Origin of the sequence: Chitinophaga fulva, assembly GCF_012927205.1 — a bacterium.
Taxonomy (GTDB): Bacteria; Bacteroidota; Bacteroidia; order Chitinophagales; family Chitinophagaceae; genus Chitinophaga; species Chitinophaga fulva.
The window spans coordinates 109,754-127,966 of the sequence record NZ_JABBGC010000003.1; the positions used below are offsets into that span (position 1 = coordinate 109,754).

At 49.2% G+C, this 18,213-nt stretch carries 19 protein-coding genes and 1 riboswitch; of the genes, 7 read left to right on the forward strand and 12 right to left on the reverse strand.

The features are described 5' to 3' along the window. Positions 1 to 44 precede the first annotated feature (44 nt). Positions 45 to 254 carry a dodecin family protein gene (locus tag HHL17_RS23655; protein WP_169227327.1) on the reverse strand — a complete coding sequence of 70 codons (210 nt, stop codon included), beginning with the start codon at positions 252 to 254 and terminating at the stop codon, positions 45 to 47. Positions 255 to 514: 260 nt separating this feature from the next. After that, a riboswitch (TPP riboswitch) is annotated at positions 515 to 614 on the forward strand. 84 nt (positions 615 to 698) lie between these two features. On the opposite strand from HHL17_RS23655, the gene HHL17_RS23660 reads away from it, so the two are divergent. The 7 genes from HHL17_RS23660 (at position 699) to HHL17_RS23690 (ending at position 6,747) form a co-directional block, all read left to right on the forward strand. Continuing rightward, a complete protein-coding gene (locus tag HHL17_RS23660) occupies positions 699 to 1,634 on the forward strand; it encodes a hypothetical protein (RefSeq protein ID WP_169227328.1) in 936 nt (311 codons plus the stop codon). Positions 1,635 to 1,892: 258 nt separating this feature from the next. Then, on the forward strand, positions 1,893 to 2,591 hold the full coding sequence (locus HHL17_RS23665) for an HAD family hydrolase (protein WP_169227329.1): 699 nt from the start codon (positions 1,893 to 1,895) through the stop codon (positions 2,589 to 2,591). Then, positions 2,591 to 3,433, forward strand: a complete 843-nt coding sequence (locus tag HHL17_RS23670) for a phosphoribosyltransferase family protein (RefSeq protein WP_206156160.1) — start codon at positions 2,591 to 2,593, stop codon at positions 3,431 to 3,433. The genes HHL17_RS23665 and HHL17_RS23670 overlap by 1 nt, the downstream gene beginning before the upstream one ends. After that, the gene (locus HHL17_RS23675) at positions 3,423 to 3,977 is read left to right on the forward strand and encodes a TerD family protein (RefSeq protein ID WP_169227330.1); all 555 of its coding nucleotides are present in this window, start codon (positions 3,423 to 3,425) and stop codon (positions 3,975 to 3,977) included. Before HHL17_RS23670 ends, HHL17_RS23675 begins: the two co-directional genes overlap by 11 nt. A 36-nt stretch (positions 3,978 to 4,013) precedes the next feature. Further along, complete coding sequence (locus HHL17_RS23680; protein ID WP_169227331.1) at positions 4,014 to 4,628, forward strand: TerD family protein; 615 nt, start codon at positions 4,014 to 4,016, stop codon at positions 4,626 to 4,628. Positions 4,629 to 4,670: 42 nt separating this feature from the next. After that, complete coding sequence (locus HHL17_RS23685; RefSeq protein ID WP_169227332.1) at positions 4,671 to 5,771, forward strand: toxic anion resistance protein; 1,101 nt, start codon at positions 4,671 to 4,673, stop codon at positions 5,769 to 5,771. 13 nt (positions 5,772 to 5,784) lie between these two features. Continuing rightward, the gene (locus HHL17_RS23690; RefSeq protein ID WP_169227333.1) at positions 5,785 to 6,747 is read left to right on the forward strand and encodes a hypothetical protein; all 963 of its coding nucleotides are present in this window, start codon (positions 5,785 to 5,787) and stop codon (positions 6,745 to 6,747) included. A 63-nt stretch (positions 6,748 to 6,810) separates the two neighbouring features. On the opposite strand, the gene HHL17_RS23695 is transcribed toward HHL17_RS23690, so the two are convergent. The 11 genes from HHL17_RS23695 to HHL17_RS23745 form a co-directional block, all read right to left on the reverse strand. Beyond that, entirely contained in the window at positions 6,811 to 7,623 is an 813-nt protein-coding gene (locus HHL17_RS23695) for a TerC family protein (protein WP_169227334.1), read from the reverse strand. Positions 7,624 to 7,646: 23 nt separating this feature from the next. Then, the gene (locus HHL17_RS23700) at positions 7,647 to 9,155 is read right to left on the reverse strand and encodes a helix-hairpin-helix domain-containing protein (protein WP_169227335.1); all 1,509 of its coding nucleotides are present in this window, start codon (positions 9,153 to 9,155) and stop codon (positions 7,647 to 7,649) included. A 31-nt stretch (positions 9,156 to 9,186) separates the two neighbouring features. Then, positions 9,187 to 10,584 (reverse strand): PP2C family serine/threonine-protein phosphatase, encoded by a 1,398-nt coding sequence (locus HHL17_RS23705; protein WP_169227336.1) that lies wholly within the window; start codon positions 10,582 to 10,584, stop codon positions 9,187 to 9,189. A gap of 14 nt (positions 10,585 to 10,598) precedes the next feature. Then, a complete protein-coding gene (locus tag HHL17_RS23710) occupies positions 10,599 to 11,654 on the reverse strand; it encodes a TerY-C metal binding domain-containing protein (RefSeq protein ID WP_169227337.1) in 1,056 nt (351 codons plus the stop codon). After that, positions 11,654 to 12,283: an AIM24 family protein gene (locus tag HHL17_RS23715; protein WP_169227338.1), complete on the reverse strand. Its 630-nt coding sequence runs from the start codon at positions 12,281 to 12,283 to the stop codon at positions 11,654 to 11,656. Before HHL17_RS23715 ends, HHL17_RS23710 begins: the two co-directional genes overlap by 1 nt. A gap of 10 nt (positions 12,284 to 12,293) precedes the next feature. After that, entirely contained in the window at positions 12,294 to 12,929 is a 636-nt protein-coding gene (locus HHL17_RS23720) for a vWA domain-containing protein (protein ID WP_169227339.1), read from the reverse strand. A gap of 17 nt (positions 12,930 to 12,946) precedes the next feature. After that, positions 12,947 to 13,585, reverse strand: coding sequence for a vWA domain-containing protein (locus tag HHL17_RS23725; RefSeq protein WP_169227340.1), 639 nt, complete (start codon positions 13,583 to 13,585; stop codon positions 12,947 to 12,949). A gap of 72 nt (positions 13,586 to 13,657) precedes the next feature. Then, entirely contained in the window at positions 13,658 to 14,341 is a 684-nt protein-coding gene (locus HHL17_RS23730; RefSeq protein WP_169227341.1) for a TerD family protein, read from the reverse strand. Positions 14,342 to 14,348: 7 nt separating this feature from the next. Next, positions 14,349 to 14,924 carry a TerD family protein gene (locus tag HHL17_RS23735; protein WP_169227342.1) on the reverse strand — a complete coding sequence of 192 codons (576 nt, stop codon included), beginning with the start codon at positions 14,922 to 14,924 and terminating at the stop codon, positions 14,349 to 14,351. A 384-nt stretch (positions 14,925 to 15,308) separates the two neighbouring features. Then, the gene (locus tag HHL17_RS23740) at positions 15,309 to 16,763 is read right to left on the reverse strand and encodes an aminoacyl-histidine dipeptidase (RefSeq protein WP_169227343.1); all 1,455 of its coding nucleotides are present in this window, start codon (positions 16,761 to 16,763) and stop codon (positions 15,309 to 15,311) included. Positions 16,764 to 16,935: 172 nt separating this feature from the next. After that, entirely contained in the window at positions 16,936 to 18,174 is a 1,239-nt protein-coding gene (locus tag HHL17_RS23745) for a thioredoxin family protein (RefSeq protein ID WP_169227344.1), read from the reverse strand. Between the last annotated feature and the right edge of the window lie 39 nt (positions 18,175 to 18,213).

An 18,213-nucleotide genomic window follows, 5' to 3' on the forward strand; every position in this document is an offset into this window, starting at 1 on the left:
AAAAAGGGATTGAACAACAGGCCAGCCCAATCCCTGTACGCTGGTCAACGTTTTTCATCAAGCCGGAATGACACTTTACAGATTGCTCCGTAAGTGGTGATTTTACCATCTTTCACATGTACCTTAAAATCCTTTACAAATACAGAATCTACGTTGTGAATGGTTTTACCCACTTCTTTCACGGCATTCTGTACAGCGTCTTCGAAACTTTTTTCGGAAGAGGCGATCACCTCAATCACTTTAACGATAGCCATAAGAAAGGTTTTAAATGGTGAAACAATACGGCATTTTACTGGAAACAAACAGTCTACCGGTTTGTTCAATACCGGTACTGTAGCGGATTACAGACAGATGACAAGCGAAGCGGACAGGCAACATTTCCCCCGGAATGGGAACCGGATTGTGCAATGAATGCTACAGTAAAAAGCTATGCCGGCAAAGGTTTGCATTGAAAATCAACTATTTTCTTTCCGTGCACCTTCCGGCATGGTTCTTTGATAATAATCAGTGAAGATGTTTCTGAAAAGGGGTGGTTTGGTAAAACAACACCTGAGATTATACCCTTAAAACCTGAACTGGATAATACCAGCGTAGGAAAGCAGGAAACACCAGGGAGGCACTGGCAAACCCGGCGCCTCTTTTTTTGTGTACTGTATTGTACTATCTTGCCAGTTCATTCTTTTTTAAACCCTGTACTGATGAAAAAATTGTTAGTGGCCTGTGCCCTGTTGTCCCCCGTTGCCCTTCATGCACAAGTAGCCACCCTCGTACAACCCAGCAACATTTCCTACGCCGGCCTGGAGAAAAACATGCTGTTTTATGCCAACAAACGCTTTACCGTCACCCAAACCGGTAGCCATCAGCTGGATGCCAGTAAACTGTTTGACGGAAGATATGACCCCTCCTACACCGGCGCGCCCACTGAAAACGATCCTACCGTGGTACTGATCGACAATATATGGGCGGTCCATACACAAAAAGTCGCCTATGTTGGTTGGACCACCCGTTACTGGCCTCCTACCCGTTTTAAAGTTGAAGGCTACAATATCTCCGGTACTGCAGGCTGGCAAACCATTGCGGATGTAACCGGCTATACAAATACGGAATACATTCAGACACTATTCGGCCAGTTCAGCAAACTCCGTTTTACCTTCTACAACGGCACCGGACCACAAGGACAGCTGGGTATATCTGAATTGTTTTTCCTCCATGGAGAAGCCGTACAGGCTTATGATGGCTTGATGGTGCGATACGACGAAAACGGCGAGGTGAATATTGGCAACAACCAGCGTAACAGTAACCTGAATGTTAACGGTAACATCAAAACCCGCAAGGTGAAAGTGACGCAGCAGGAATGGGCCGATTTTGTTTTTGACCCCACCTATCAGCTGCCAACTTTACCGGCCGTAGCGCAGTTTATCCGCGATAACCGCCACCTGCCCGATATTCCTTCCGCAGCTGAAGTGAGCAAGCAGGGAGTGGATGTAGGTGATATGAGCGCACGCCTGCTACAAAAGATAGAAGAAATGACCCTCTATCTGATTGAGCAGCATAAACAAATTGATACCCTTACACAACAAAACCGGCTCATGGCGGAAAAAATAAAACAGCTGGAACAATCTCACACTAGATAAGTTGTCATTTTGACAGCAAACAACTTATTATCAATCCTTTAATCCTGCACTTTTTTCATTTTCGTGCAGGATTAAGTGTTATATTAGCTGGCAAACACTACGGCAGGCTTTTTGATGTAATCCCAGCTCAGTCATGCATATCAAGAAAAGATGAATGTCCTGTTTGTAAACAACATTTATATTCACACTATGCTACCATAAATAGGCTTAACCCTGATTTGTGCAGTGCCCGTGAGGATTATACACCATAACCAACAGATGAACAACTATCAACATTATTCCTTTGACCTCTGGTTAACCTTGATCAGATCTAATCCTTCCTTTAAGCGGGAACGGACGAAGTTCTTTTTTGATCATTTTAATCAAGGGAAAAAATCACTCGAAGAAGTGGAACGTATTTTCCGCAGGATAGACCTGTTGACCAATGCCATCAACGAAAAAACAGGTGGTAATATTGATACGGACACCCTGCACCTGATGGTGATCAGTGAGATCAACGACCATCAGTATGATTTTGAGACGGTTGACCTGGCGGCACTGTACAACGAAATGGAGGCCCTGGTATTCCAATACCGGCCGGTCGTGTATTGCTCCGCTACGGTGGGCGTGTTGCGTACGCTGCATCAACGGCAGGACTGTACCCTCAGCCTGTTGAGCAACACTGCATTCATCAAAGGACGTACCCTGAGAAAAGTATTGCAGGACCTGGAACTGGGCCAATACCTCCATTTTCAGTTGTATTCAGATGAAACAGGCATGTCAAAACCCAATCCCGATATGTTCCGGCTCATGCTGGACGCCATTGCCACTACCAGAAACGGGGAGGTGATCCAGCCCCAACAGATTATACATATAGGCGATAACGTAAAGGCAGATATTCTAGGCGCCACCGAGGCCGGCATTCATTCGTTACTGGTCAATTCCAACAATCAATGTATCTCAAGCCTGCTTAACTGATGACGACGACATACTCCCTGCATAAAATCACTGACACCAGCCAGTTCGGATTTTGTCCGGATGATTACAGCCGTTTTAAATTCGGTGACGATCTGGTAGCTGAAAAGTTTGGCGCCACGCTGGCCGACGGGTTTATTGAACAGCACCTGAAAGGCCGTACCGTACCGCAACTGGTGGTAGTGTCCAGCCCTTATGCCTTCATACCCACCGCTACGTTCTCCATGAAGAACCATTTTGTGTTCCGGCTCAACCGCTGGCTGGCGGCCAACGGGCACCCCATCGTACAGGAAACGAAAGTACACCGTACCATCACCTATAAGGAAGATTACGGGGAACTGGACGCAGAACAGCGACTGAAGCTGATTGGCAACGATTCGTTTCACATCGACCGGGAATTCCTGGCCGGCAAAACCATCGTGTTCCTGGATGATATCCGCATCACCGGCGGACATGAACGGATGATCCTCAAAATGGTGGACGCCTATGGCCTCACCAATGACATGTACCTCCTTTATTATGCGGAATTGCAGAACAGCAGTATCCATCCCAACATAGAGAATTATCTGAACTATCATTTTGTCAAATCGATCTTCCACCTGGAGAAAATCATCCAGGACGAACGGTTTGCCATCAATACCCGGATCGTAAAATATATTCTGAACTACGATTTCGATTCATTTTGTATTTTCCTGCAAAATCAGTCAGACCAGTTTATTAATATTTTGTATGACATGGCCATCGGCAACGGTTATCACACCATTGAGGTCTATCAACAAAATCTTCAGTATATTAACCACTATATTTTTCATAGAAAACATAAAAGCATACAACATGGCAATTAATTTGCAAAAAGGACAACGGCAGGCGATTAATGCTCCCAAATTTACTATTGGCTTAGGCTGGGATGTGAACTCCTCCTCTACCGGCACCAGCTTCGACCTCGATGCTTCCATCTTTGTGATGGGCGATAACAAAAAATTGTTGTCCGACCAGCACTTTGTGTTTTACAACAACCTCGTTTCCCCTGATGGCAGCGTAGAACATACCGGCGATAACCTCACCGGCGAAGGCGGCGGCGACGACGAACAGATTAAAATCGACCTCTCCAAAGCAGATTCAAAAGTGACCGAAATATGCGTGGTAGTGACCATCCATGATGCTGAAACCAGAAGACAGAACTTCGGCCAGGTGAGAAACTCCTATGTACGTATAGTCGATGCCGCTACCAACGAAGTGATCCTGAAATATGAACTGGAAGAAGACTTCTCCATCGAAACAGCCGTAGAGTTCGGCCGTATCTACAAACGTGGCGACGAATGGAAATTTGAAGCTGTAGGCGTAGGCATGAAAGGCGGTCTGCAGGACTATCTGAACAAATACAACTAATCTATTCCATACCATTTCCATTAAACAACCCAACAAATGGCAATTAATCTCCAAAAAGGCCAACGTATCAGCCTCGAGAAAAGCAACGGTACTAAACTGCAAAATATCTGTGTAGGCATCAACTGGGGCGCCATCGAAAAGAAAGGCCTCTTCGGTATGTCCAAATCCAAAGAAGCGGTAGACCTGGACGGCAGCTGCGCCCTGTTCAACGAACAGAAACAGCTGCAGGAAGTAGTGTATTTCGGTAACCTGCGCTCCCAGGACGGTTCCATCCGCCACAGCGGTGATGACCTGACCGGCGATATGAACGGCAACGATGGCCTGGACAACGAAGTGATCACCGTGGACCTCTCCCGCCTGAACCCGGGCGTGAACTACGTGGCTTTTGTGCTCAACAGCTTCCGTGGCCACGACTTCGGCACTATTCCGTTTGCTTCCATCCGCATATACGAAGGCACCCCTTCCCGTGTGAATGAAGTATTTGCCACCTACGACATTGCCAGCGGTCCCGGTTTTGCCGGTCACGTATCCATGGTAATGGGCGTATTTTACAAGAAAAACGGTGAATGGAAATTCAACGCCATCGGTGAACCCACCCGTGACAGTAAGTTGCAGGAAACCGTGGACACTGTGTCCAGGCAATACCTGTAGTCCTTACCTTTGTAATGCTATCACCATTAATCACGATACCTTATGGAATCTAATCCAAATGTTACTGATCAGGCGCTTCCCGTGGTAAGACTGGACAAGGACGGCAATGCCGACCTTGCCCGCATTACCCCCCAGGAAACGCAGAAATATAATGAGCTCAATAAGTCGCTGGTCACCACCGACGTGAACTCTATCCTGAACTACGGCGCTGACGTACAAAGCTCCATGGAGCGCTACAGCAACGAGTTCCTGACCTCTGTGCGCACCTACAACGCCGGAGAAGTAGGTGGCCTGATCAATGAACTGCTCAGCGAACTGAACTACATCGACGTGGATGAGCTCAACCCGGGCGGCCTGAAGGGCTTTCTCTCCAAAGTACCGTTCCTGAAAAAACTCGTTCTCGACGCGCAGAAACTCTTCCAGAAATATGATACCGTAGTGGCCAACATCGACAAGATCACCAACAAGATCAAAGCGGGCCGCATCAATTCCCTGAAAGACAACAGCTCCCTGCAAACCATGTTCGACAGCAACGTCAACTACATTAAACAGATGGAAGACCTGATCATCTCCGGTCAACTGAAGTTTAATGAACTGACGCAGAAACTGGCCGAAATGGAAGCCAATGCCGGCAACTACAACGACTATGAAATTGCGGACCTTCGCGATTTCGTGGGCCGTCTGGATAAAAGGCTCGCAGACATGAAGATCGTACGTTTCATCATGCTGCAATCACTGGCGCAGATCCGGCTGGTACAGAACAACAACACCTCTATCGCCGAAAAAGCGCAGTCTATCATCTCCACTACCATCCCCGTATGGAAAAACCAGCTTACCATCGCGGTAGCGCTGCAACGCCAGAAGGCCAACGTGGAAATGCAACGCAAAGTTTCCGATACCACCAATACCATCCTGCAGAAAAATGCAGACCTGCTCAAACAGAACAGTATCGAGGTGGCAAAAGAAAACGAAAAGACCGTGGTGTCTGTCGAAACACTGAAACGCACCACCCAGTCGCTGATCGAAACGTTGCATGAAGTGAAGAGAATTCATGACCAGGGCGCTGAAAGCCGTAAAGTACTCAACGGTGAACTGCAAAACCTGGAAACAGAGCTGAAGAAAAATGTAACTAACGTTCGCTAACCGTGTTTAGATAATGGAGGATAACCTGGCGATTATATTAAATGACTCAAATAAAACCAACAGCAAACTACAGCTGCTGTCCGCTTTTTTTGAAGAAGAGATTATTTACAAAATATATCTCCGAAGCCAGGTTGTCCATAAGTTATTTGAAACCAACCCCGAACTGGATATCAATAAGCTGGAGCTGTTCCACCTGCAATACACCGCCTCTGCCATCGAGCTGCTGAGAAAAATCAAGGCTTCCAACGAAAGAAACGTCAGCCTGATCTACGACGAAATGCAGCTCAACAAAGAAATGATGGAGAAACTGAACAGCTCCGTCTTTTCTGAAAAAAACTACGATCTCGACAAACAGAAACAGGCACTGAAAATAAACCTGTCGCTCCGCAGGCTGTACCAAACCCTGTCGGACAACACGGACGAATACCCGTTCTCCAAAAACATCAACACCTTCAGCAGCCGCTTCTCCCAGGATTTTTATTACGATATCTCCGCTGACCACATGATGGCCCTTATCCATTATGAGGCGGCAGACGTTTATAAAAACAATTACGCTACCATCCACAAAAAACTCATGGGACTGCTGTGCAAACATGAGTTCCGCACAGAGTTCTTCTGTGGCCTCAAAACCGGCAGTATGATCGCGGAAGTGTACCGCTTCCTGGACGTTGACCGGCACTTCCTTTTCTTCCCTTCCAAAAACCTGTTTTTACTGTGTGACCTTTCCTCCATTCCGGACATAGACTGGACCAACTCCCTGTCTAAAAAGGCGAGGATCATACAGGAAATGACCGATAAAAACGATCAGCTGGAAAGCAGGGCCAACATCCTGAAAACCGCCATCCCCGATAATGTCCGGGCCTTGCTGCAGGACTATTATGATAAAATCTCCGAAGTAGACTTCCTCCAGAAAATCGGCAACTACGATGTGCAGACCAATATCCTGCGCACCATGCTCAACACCGATACCCTCTAAAAAAAATTGCATCAGCCCGAAGACCAATGCAATTTTTTATTTAGTTATTTTTTTATTTGGTTATTATGCTTTCTTCTCGTCCAGCTGGGCGGTTGTGCCTCTTTTAGGCATGTTGAACAGCGCAGAAGTAATGATCGGCACTACAAACACGCCAACCGTGAGAATAGAAGTCCATACGTCAGCGATGTGGCTTTCGAGGAATTTGGTCACCGGTGATTCGGTGTTGTAATGTTCCCACATGGACAGGGACAATTTCAGGCCCAGGATAGCGATCACGATATACGCAGCAGTTTCCAGGAAAGCGAATTTAGTCATCAGTCGTACGAAAGCCTGCGCCACAAAACGCATGGCGAGGATACCGATAAATACGCCGAGGCAAACCAGCAGGATGTTATCCGTGAAAGCTACCGCAGCAAAGATATTGTCGATAGAGAAAGCCATGTCCATCAGCTCCACCAGTGCCACTGTGGCCCAGAAGGGACCGATAGCGCCTACCGTCATCTTGTACAGCCAGTTCTTTTCCTTGTCAATAGATTCATCTTCCTCTTCTTCAGCTGCCTTCGCCTTAGCACGTTTTTCTTTTGCCCAGCTGAACACCAGGTACAGCAGGTACAGGCCGCCTAATGCTTTAAGCCACCAGAACTGGATCAGGAAGGAAGCAAACAACATCGCAAGGCCACGGAACAAATAAGCGCCAAAGATACCATACTTCAGTGCGCGGTCACGTTGTTTTTCAGGCAGGTCCATTACCATAGTGGCCAGTACCGCCGCGTTGTCAACGGAAAGCAAACTTTCGATGATAATCAGGTTCCCCACCACAATCAGGGACGGGATGGGATTGTCAAGAATTTGTTGGAATAGTTCTGCAAAATTCATTTCAGTGTGTTTTTTATAGGTATTTATTTGTTCGCCATTGTGATGATCACTACCCTTCCGCCTTCTTCGCGGGAGAGCAGGAGTTTTTTACCATCGGTCAGTTCCACCATGGTGCCGGGTGGAATTTCCTTGTCTTCCGTCAGGTCTTTCAGGGTCGCCAGTTTCTGGTTGACCAGCACCCATTTGTTCTGATGGAAAGTAAAATAACCGACGGGCACTTTCTGTTCCGGTGTCAGCCGCTCATTGCGGATAACGTTACGGTTGGCATGCCATTGAAACAGGTATTGATTATGGTAGACCATCAACCGGTGGTTTTCCGGTTTCCAGACGGTCGGTTTGAATTCATAATACAAATCCAGCACCGGCAATGTGCCTTTATGCGGCGTACCGCAGAACGGGCATTTTGGAGAGATGGTATTATCAAACACATACCATTTCTGTTCGCAGGCCGGGTTGCTGCAAGGCTGCATCAGATCTGTGGTCTTCAGCAGCGCCTGTTCCCACATTTCCGCCGGCGGCCTGTTATTGGGCTGATGCAGGCCGGTAATGAAGGCCTGGTCAAACAGCTCCTTCAGGTAAGGGCCGGTGATGGTGTAGGGTAGTTTTGTTACATCCGCCCAGGGCAGCTCTTTCGGGTTCAGCTGGTTCAGCTTAGGCCTGTTGGAGGCATCCTGCGGATGTTCGATGAACAGGGCTTTTTCGCCCATAGACAGCAGATCGTCTTTTTCCGTGTCGAGGTCATGTACCTTACCGCCTTTCAGCGGGTGCCGGTACAGCAGGTACATATAGATCATGACCGCCAGCGCGTGCAGGTCCGTCAGGCGGCTCGGCAGTTTACGATTGGCGTCTTTGACATCAAGATGTTTGGTGGCCAGTACTTCCGGCGCAATAAAATCGGCGGTGCCGATCACATCGGGCGGAAACAGGCCGGGCACCACGAGGCCGTCTATGTCAATGATGGCGGCCGATTTGCTGACCGGGTCCACCAGCACGTTTTTATAAGACAGGTCGGAATGGGCCAGCCCTGCGGCATGCAGGCGTTTTACCCCCCTGGCGATATTGACGCCGATCTGGAAATAGCTCAGCCAGTTGCCCAGCTCAGCTTCGTCAAGACGCAGTGCAAATTGTTTGTTCCTGAATTTGGGAGAAGCAAACCATTTGCCCTCTTTTTCTTTTCCTTTGATCAGATCATTGGAAGCGTATCCTTTTTTGAAAAAGAAATTCTGATTATAGCAGGGAACGATGAGCCCTACTTTTTTGCCCAGTTCCACCATGTCGGTCGGCCAGCAGTACAAATCCTTGTAGTAGTGGCCGCCTTCGCGGTTAAAGAAACTGTTATAGTATTCGGTCACAATTTTACGCAGCCGTTCGCGGGAGCTGAAATCCTGGTCATCCCGGTAGAACGCTACCACATAAGATTTATCGGGGCTGAAATACACATCTTTCATCCCGCCGCGCATAGGTTCGCCGTTATCAATATACTGATAAGACTTGCCTGCGTTAATGACGGAATGGACAGTTTTAGTGTTCATGATGTTACGGTGTTACCTAATCAATATGCAATTAACTGATGATCATCAGGGTCCTGTCGTCGTGATTACCGGGGCTCCAGAAATCCATCCAGGCAGACAGGCGGCCGGCGCTTTCCGGTGCGTGTGCGCCCAGTGGCAGAGCCACTTTTTCCGGGTTGTTGCCGTTCAGGTCATCCAGGAAGGCTTTCCACGTCTCTATTTTTTCGAGGTTAGCTTCCACCACAAATTTAGGATCGTAGATACCGTCGGTCATCAGCATGAGATAAGCGAAGTCCGGCACCAGTTTGAAACCGAAGCGGGTAGGGAATTTGTCGCTCGTAAAAATTTCAGGCATGGTAATGAACCGCGTGCCGCCTCCAAATTCTCCTACGTCAAGCCGGTTCATCAGGGTGATAGCGGAACAGTCCTTGTTCAACAGCCCGATGGGGCAGTCTCCTACTCCAAAGCTCATGATGACATAGCCAAATGCATACTTTTTCAGCAGCACAAATATAAGGGTGGAATGCAGATCTTTTATGGAAACCTGTTGAGCGGCAGCAAATTCTTCCAGTTTTTTATGAATGGAGAAAGCGGCCTTGCCCAGTGTATCATACACCAGGCGGGTGATTCTCTTTTGTGTGTCGGTACCGGTACCAGCGGCGTGTTCCTGGAACAGCGCGTCGATATCTGCTATGGGAGCGGTTTTGAAGTACTGCTCAAAATAATCGATAATGCCGGCGCAGGCCAGGCGGGAGCCTTCGCGGGAAATTTTAGCGCTGCCGGCGCCGTCGGATACGGCCAGCACGCTCCAGCCGGAAGGTTCCAGGTGCCGGAAAGCATAGTCGTCATCACGGAACGACCCTACGTTGGCGTGGGAGCGTCCCCGTTTGGAGGCGACGGTCACCCAACGATCGCCCAGCGGGGCAAACTCGGCCACATCATCTGCTTTCCAGAAAGGGCCGGCCATATCGCTGGGAATATTTTTCCAGAGCGAGCGGGGATCAGGATTGATCACCAGCGGCAGCAGCTTCTCGTGGGGAGCAGCGTTAGCATCGCCGCCTGTGAGGCGGAACTGCAGCTTAAGCCGGATATCGCCGCTTTTCACCGGCGTGCCCTGTAGGATGCCGCTGGCGGCATCGTAACGCAGTCCGTATTCTTCCAGCCCTTCGATGGCTGTCCAGGTGATATCGGGCCACTGCCGGAAGTCGAGCGTAGCCTGGTAAGGCTTGCCCACCGTGGCATTGGGAATGGTGACGGTTTGCTGCTGGATATCCGCCAGCCTGTTTTTATACTGCCATATGTCCATGAGTCGTTGTTGGTTTTCCAGTATCTGCCGGGCCAGTAGCTGATGTTGTTCATCATCCACAAATGCGTCGAACAGCTGCTGTTTGCTGCCGGCGATCGTAATATTTTTAGCAGCAAATAGTTCGCGGATATATTTTTTTGACATGCTGTTGATTCCTTTTAGCCCTGAGCGCGGTTAACGTCGAATCCGCCTTCCCCGATGCCGTAAGTGCCTTTGTTGCCGCACCAGGGACAGGTACTGATATGTTCCTCGCCGATGCAGTGGATCTGACCGCATACGCACATGGCGAAAGCCACCTGGTTGCCGCAGCACGGGCAGGTAGGGCTGCCGATCAGTTCATCACTGTTGATGCGGGACGGGCCTGCGGTATCATCGGACAGTTCCTGGTAAGTGTTATCTACCTGGAAAGCGCCGACCAGTCGGTATGACAGGCGGTTGATGTCCAGTCCGTATATCTTTGCTTCTTCTTCGGAGCGGCGGTATTTCATCAGGTAATGCCGGTTCAAGTTCTGGCATTTGCCTACCAGCACCGCATAGTTGCTGTCCATGTAGGACTGTGGCGGAATGGGTTTGGTGAGGTCTACCTTGCTGAGGGTGTCGTCGCTGTATATTTTAGCCAGTTCAAAGCCGGAGGCGTTTTTCTCGACGCTTTCGCTGCTGGTTTTGATCGAGTCTGTCACCCATTTGAAAAACTGTTTGTAGGCCGCGGCATTGCTGTTTTTGAAATGAATGATGTTTTCGGTGAGTTCTTTCAGTACATGCACGTCTGCTTCGTTGCCGAAAGAGATGGCCACCATATTGGCGGTGCGTTGCCAGTTCTGTTTCCATTCGGTGATGGCCGCGCGGGTATCATCAGTAGGCACACCGTCGGTGAACAGGAATACGATGGGTTTCCAGTCGCCTTTCTGTTCGTAGGTGGTTTTCACCTGGTTTTTGCGCAGCTCGTACATCAGGTGGCCAAGGCCTTTGCTGAGCGAGGTGCCGCCGCCGATGGGGAAACGGGGTGGGTAGAAATTGATGATCTCCTGCAAGGGTACCAGTGTTTTGGCCTGTCCTGCGAAAACGATAATAGAAACCCAAACGGTTTCAATAGCGTAGGGGTCAGCTTTGAGTGCCTGAATAATCTGTGACAGGCCTTCTTCCACCTGCTGTACCGGTTCTCCGACCATGGATTCGGAGACATCTATCAGAAAATAAATGGGGAGTCTTCTCATTATCTGAAGTTTACGGAGGTTACGTATACAGTGCCCGGTCCTGTGATTTTGAGCATGGAGAGCCCTTCTCCGCCGAGCATATTGCTGCCGGAGAAGTGTGACGACATCCTGTTTTGCATATCAGCATTCATACAGATAAAACTTTTTTCATCCACAAAAACCGTTTGACCGGCTGCGAGGTCCAGCGTGGTGGGCGTTCCCACCACATCGAGGAACACGGTGCAGTGGCCGGTGATTTTCTGCATAATGAGGCCGGTGCCACCGATCAGCGAGGTGAGGTTCAGCTTCGCGTCGATGTCCACTTTATCAGAGGAGGCCACATAATATCCGGCCCTGCAGATGATGCCACCGGAGATATTTTTCAGGTTGACAGGCAGCATGCCTACCCTGCCGGCGACCATTAATTTCTTCGGGTTAAGGTTGGTATTACACAGTTCTACCTGAAAAATACTTTCGCCGGTCAGTTTCCTTTTCAGTACGCCGGCGATGCCTTTATCAAATACGTTGATGGAAGAATGGATACCTTCTTCGTAATAGATCAGGGCTCCTTTCTCACAGTAAAATTTCTCGTTGTGGGTTAATTCTACCTGCAGGCTTTTGAAGTCGTGCCCTATAAGTTTTACGTTCATAAATTGTTGATCAGATCACTAAATTCACTTCCTGGGGTGGCGGTGGCAGGGTTACCTGTGAGGTGGTGCCCATGCTTTTGTTGCCCTGTTCGATGGTATCGGACACCCATTTAAAGAACCGGCGCAGGGTGGCACTGTCTGCGGTATCGAGGTGCACCACCGTTTCGGTCAGTTCTTTCAGCATGTCGTTGTCGGCCGCTTTGCCGGCGGCGCATCCTACGATGGCGCCGAAGTTGAGGCCTTTTATTTTGGGGATCATCTCCCGGTAAAGTAATTGATCGGATGGTTTACCATCTGTAAAAATAAACAACAGGGGGCGCCAGTCTCCTTTCTGGGTGGGCGTTCCCCGTTGTACTTCATTGACCACTTTACCATAGAGATATTCCAGTCCTTGTCCGGTATGGGTAGGTCCACTCTGCGGGCAGGTGATTTCGGGCAACTGGAAGCTCACCAGTTCGGTGAGCGGTACCAGTTCCTTTACTTCCCTGTCGAAGGTGATGATGCTGAGCCACAGGGAGTCCAGGGCATGGGCATCCATACGAAGGTTGTTGACCATCCCGCTCAGGGCATTGTTCAATGCCTGAATGGGTTCCCCATACATGGAACCGGAGGTGTCCAGCAGGAAATATACCGGTAGTCGTCGCATATCAGTACATTAAAGTCTTACACTACAATATTCAGTTCGGAGGGTGGTGGCGGCAGTTCAGACAGGCCGGTCACTTCTTTGCCGGAATCTTCTACGCGGGTGGAGGTTACGCCGATGGAGGCGGTCACCCAGGCGAAGAAGCGGGAGATCGTGGCACTGTCGGCCGTATCGAGGCTCACCACGTTTTCAGTGATCTGTTTGAGCACGGAAGTATCGGCGCCATGGCCGGCTGCGCAGGCCACGGTGTAGGCCGTTTTGCGCTGTTTAAACATCTGAAGGCCGCTTTGCCAGTTATCGGTCGGCACGCCATCGGTCATGATGAACACCAGCGGTTTCCAGTCGCCTTTTTGTTCAGCGGTGGTTTTCGCCACTTCCCTGTCTATGCACTGGCTGACCAGCTGCAGGGCTTCGCCCAGCGCGGTGGTGCCGGTAGCACGGATATCGGCCATCTGGAAGGAGGCCAGGTCTGTTAAAGGAACGATTTGCCTGGCATTGCTATCGAACGTGATGATACTGAGAAATGCAGTCTCGATGGCTTGCGGGTTCTGTCTTAATGAGCTGATCATTATCTGGACGCCATTCTTCACGGCCTCTATCGGTTCTCCGCTCATGGAGCCGGAGGTGTCCAGCAAGAGGTAAACAGGTAGTCTTCTCATAAAATAAGTTGGTTAAAGCGCTGCTGTTGATTTGGGTTAACAACATTGCTACAGTTACATGCATTCAGGAAATCAGGAGTACACCATTGTCTTCAGTTCATCGATGAAGCTGTCGGACTGGTGCGGGTTGCCGAGCGCTCTGAATTTCCAGGCGCCGTCTTTACGGTATATTTCCGCGAATGTCATGGAGCACATGCCATTGTAGGTGCTGTCACCGGAAAGGCTGAATTTGGCGATTTCTTTGCCTCTGGCATCTACCGCACGGATAAACGCATTTTCAATCAGACCGAAATGCTGGTTGTTGGCACGTCCCTGGTAGATCGTCACCATGAACAGGATTTTCTGGTAGCGCTGGTCCATCTGGTCCAGTTTGATGATGATCTGCTCATCGTCGCCATCGCCGGCGCCGGTCCTGTTATCGCCTGTGAGCCAGATGTGGCCGGAAGGATGTTTCATGGAGTTGAAGAACACCACGTCCCCTTCGTACAGGCCGAGGCTTCTGCCGTCTTTGGTTTGCACGGTACGGCCCAGGTTGGCCACTTTGCCGTTGTTGTCCAGCAGGAAAGCCACCGCGTCGAGGTCATACTCTTCTTCTTTCTGTCCGCCTCCGAAAAGTTTTCCGAAGAAACCGCCTTCGGCTTTTTTCTGTCTTACGTCCCAGCCAAGGCCGATGGTTACGGTAGAGAGATCGAATTCTTCTCCCTGATCATTTTTACGGAGGTCGATAGTTTGACCTTTTACGAGATTGATCGCCATATATAGGTTATTTAATGATCTGTCCTTTAAAATATTTAGAGAGGAAAAATGCCAGGTCTTCCTTGTATCCTTTACCGGAAGCCTCAAATTTCCATTGACCGTCTTTTACGTACAGGCGGCCGAATTCCACGCCTGTCTCGATGGAGAAGTCTTCTCCCAGTTCGTATTTAGCGATCTCCTGTGAGGTAGCGTTATCAACGATACGGATATACGAATCCCTTACCTGGCCATAGTTCTGTCTTCTGGCGATAGCGTCGTGAATGGTAACGACGAACAGGATTTCCTTTACGCGGGGATCCACTTTCGTCAGGTCTACCATGATGGTTTCATCATCGCCGCCGTCGCTGTTGCCGCCCGTAGGGTCGTCACCGGTATGATGCAGCGCGCCATCAGGAGAGTCTGTGTTGCCATAGAATACAAAATAACGTTCTTCCGGGATCGATCTGTTGTCATCGATCATAAAGGCAGATGCGTCGAGGTCGAAAGCCGCACCTGTACCTTCGTTTGGCTCCCATCCCAGTCCGACACTGATGCTGGACAGGCCAATATCAATCCTCTGTCCTTTTTGTAAGTTAATAGCCATTTTCAGAAAATTTAAAACGTAGGTAAGATAATATTTTTAATTAGAAAGATTGCTACATATCTTAAAATTATTATGTGTAGCAAGAAATAAATCAGCCAGTCACAAAAGATTACAGCAAACGGCAAAATACTATCAGACTTTATCATATCATCATTTATCAAATACTTACAACTCGCTGATTCCTATATTTTTGTATAGTCCTCCTTGTGGTATCCTTCACGTATCCTTCGTATATCCTTCACCAATCTCTTTACTAAGGCCGTATAACCGGGCATTAAATCAATATTATTTTCCCGTTTCCAGGGCTGAAGCCCTGGGCTACGATATGATTAAAAGAAAAGGACAGGCCCTTGAGCCTGCCCCGGTATAAAACATTTACAGTGACTAACGTTTAGGAATTTCACGCAGAATATGCAGCAGAAACCCATAGAACTTCTGTACAGAAGATACCTGCACACATTCATTGGGAGAGTGCGCGCCACGGATGGTAGGCCCGAAAGAAATCATATCCGGTCCTTTCAGCAGCGAGCCCAGGATACCGCATTCCAGCCCGGCGTGGATAGCGCCTACTTTCGGGGTATGATCGAAGTGATTGCCGTATAAAGACAACATCAGTTTCAGGACAGGAGAATCCGGATTGGGTTTCCAACCGGGATAACCACCGACCTGTACTACTTCACAGCCCATGTTTTCAAAGGCTGCCCGTACCGCGAGGGCTACGTCTTCTTTGGTGCTGTCTACGTTGCTGCGTTGCAGTGACTGGGTAATGAACGTTCCGTCTTTCACGCTTACTTTCGCGATGTTGTTGGATGCTTCCACCAGGCCCGGAATATCGGGGCTCATGCGGAACACGCCGTTCGGCGCGGCATAGATAGCACGCAGCAGTTTATCGAAGTAAGCAGGTTCCATCACGGAGGCAGGCGTGGCTGCCGGCGTGATCTCCACTGTCAGCCCTGTTTCCACGGTTTTATATTCTTCTTTCAGGATGGCCGCAAACGCCTGTACCAGTTCCTCCAAACGGGCTTTATCAGCACCTGGCACTACTACCGTTGCGCGGGATTCACGCGGGATAGCGTTACGCAGACTACCGCCATCAAGGGAGGCCAGCTGCAGGTCAACAGACTGCCGCACGTTGTACAACAGGCGGTTCATCAGTTTGTTGGCATTACCTCTGCCACGGTTGATGTCCATACCGGAGTGACCGCCCAGCAAGCCTTTGACGGTGATATCATAAGCAGCGCCACCCGCTACGGCAGGCACCTGCTGGTAGTTGCCGCTGGTGTTGGTATCCAGGCCACCGGCACAACCGATAGTGATTTCATCTTCCTCTTCGGTATCGAGGTTGAGCAATATTTTTCCGGTATAAGGAGCAGGGTCCAGTTGCATAGCACCGGTCATACCCGTTTCTTCATCGATGGTGAACATAACTTCGATGGCAGGATGCGCAATATCGGTAGCTGCCAGGATAGCCATGATAGTAGCCACGCCGATGCCGTTGTCTGCGCCAAGCGTAGTACCACGGGCCCTCACCCAGTCACCGTCTACATACATCTCAATACCTTGTGTATCAAAATCAAATACGGTATCACCATTTTTTTGGTGCACCATATCCAGGTGGGATTGCAGGATAACGGTCTGGCGGTCTTCCATACCAGCGGTTGCCGGTTTTTTGATGCACACGTTTCCGACAGCGTCCTTTGTCGTTTCCAGGCCAATCTGACGGCCAAATGCCTCAACGAAAGCCACTGCCTTCTCTTCTTTCTTAGAGGCCCGGGGTATGGCGTTCAGCTGACTGAAATATTGCCACAGAGACTGCGGGGCCAGTGTTGTTAGTTCCATGTCGTATATTAAATAACGTGATTAGGCAGGCAATGTAGGTAAATCCGGCGAAACGGGCAACAAACTACAGGGAACAAACTCAATTACGAATGACGAATGAAGGGCTTTCATACAGGAAGGTTATTTAGTAACCTCTCTATAAGAAAGCCCTTCATTCGTAATTTGTAATTGATTATAGTTTTTCCCCGTTCTTCATCTTATCGAGTACTTTCTGTTGATATTCTTTCCTGTATTTGTTTTCTTTTCCGGTAGAAAGGTCACCAACAACAGTTTCCTGTAAGCGGACAGCCGTTGCGGTATCTCCCAGTTTATACAACAGCAAAGCCTGTACGCTCTTTGCCTCCGCATGAGGATCTTCTTTAGCCGCGCGCTCGCTCCATGCCAGCGCGGTGCGCAACATGGTTGTATCTGTGGCATAAAGACCGACAGTGCGGGCGAAGCTGCTCAAATCCTTGGGATCAAGTTGTTTGTCGTATTGTTTCAGATAGACTTTCACTGCTTTTTCAAACTGGTCGTACGCTTTGGTGCGCTGGTACCATTGCACCCGGAACTTATCCATCACGATGCCTGCTAATTCGGGGTATTTCTTTTTCAGCTTCACCTGGATGGCCGTAAAATCGGGCTTATCGCCTTCCTTCAGTTCGGAATAAATCTCTTCTCCGAAGATGATCTGTTGCACCCTGTTTTCTGCATAACGTGCGCCCATCACCTGGTCGACTTTAGCAGGATTTTTCCGGAAGATGACAAATCCTGTGTCCCGGCTGGAGAGGGTGAACTTGTCCAGGAAATGCAACACGTCCGGCGCAAAAATATCCGGCACGGCACGAAGGTAGCGTTGTGTAAACAAAACGGTGTAGCGGCCATCATACATTTTCCGGGCTTCTTCCGCTAACCGTTTCAGTGTATCTGGTTGACTGCCTGCATTTTTAGCCATCGTCTCCATACGGGTGTAGTATTGCGTTTCGGGCTTCAATGCCTGTGCAGAAGCAGCGATAAATGCGGCGGCACTGTCGCCACCCACCACCAGGTGTACCAGGCGGCCATCAGGCGCGAAATACAAAAACGTCGGATAGGCCATCACGTTATATTCTTTGGCAATAGCGGCGGCATCTTCATACCAGCGTTTTACAGCCGCGTCGTCACCGGCCGTTTTGTCCATCTGTACTTTGACGGAGATGAATTTATCATTGAAAAAATCACCCACTGACTGCTGCGGAAAAATGTCGCGGCTCATCATTTTACAAGGCCCGCACCAGGTGGTGAAGCAGTCCATGAAAATAAACTTGCCTTCTTTTTTGGCTTTGGCTTTGATGTCTTTCCAGCTTAGTTCGTGTTCAAAATGAATCCCGGGTTCCTGTGCTGTGGCCGTTATACCGGCCAACAAGAGTACATACAAAAGAAACTGTTTCATAAGAAAATAGAGGACGGCGGAAAGGTCCGCCGCCGCTTT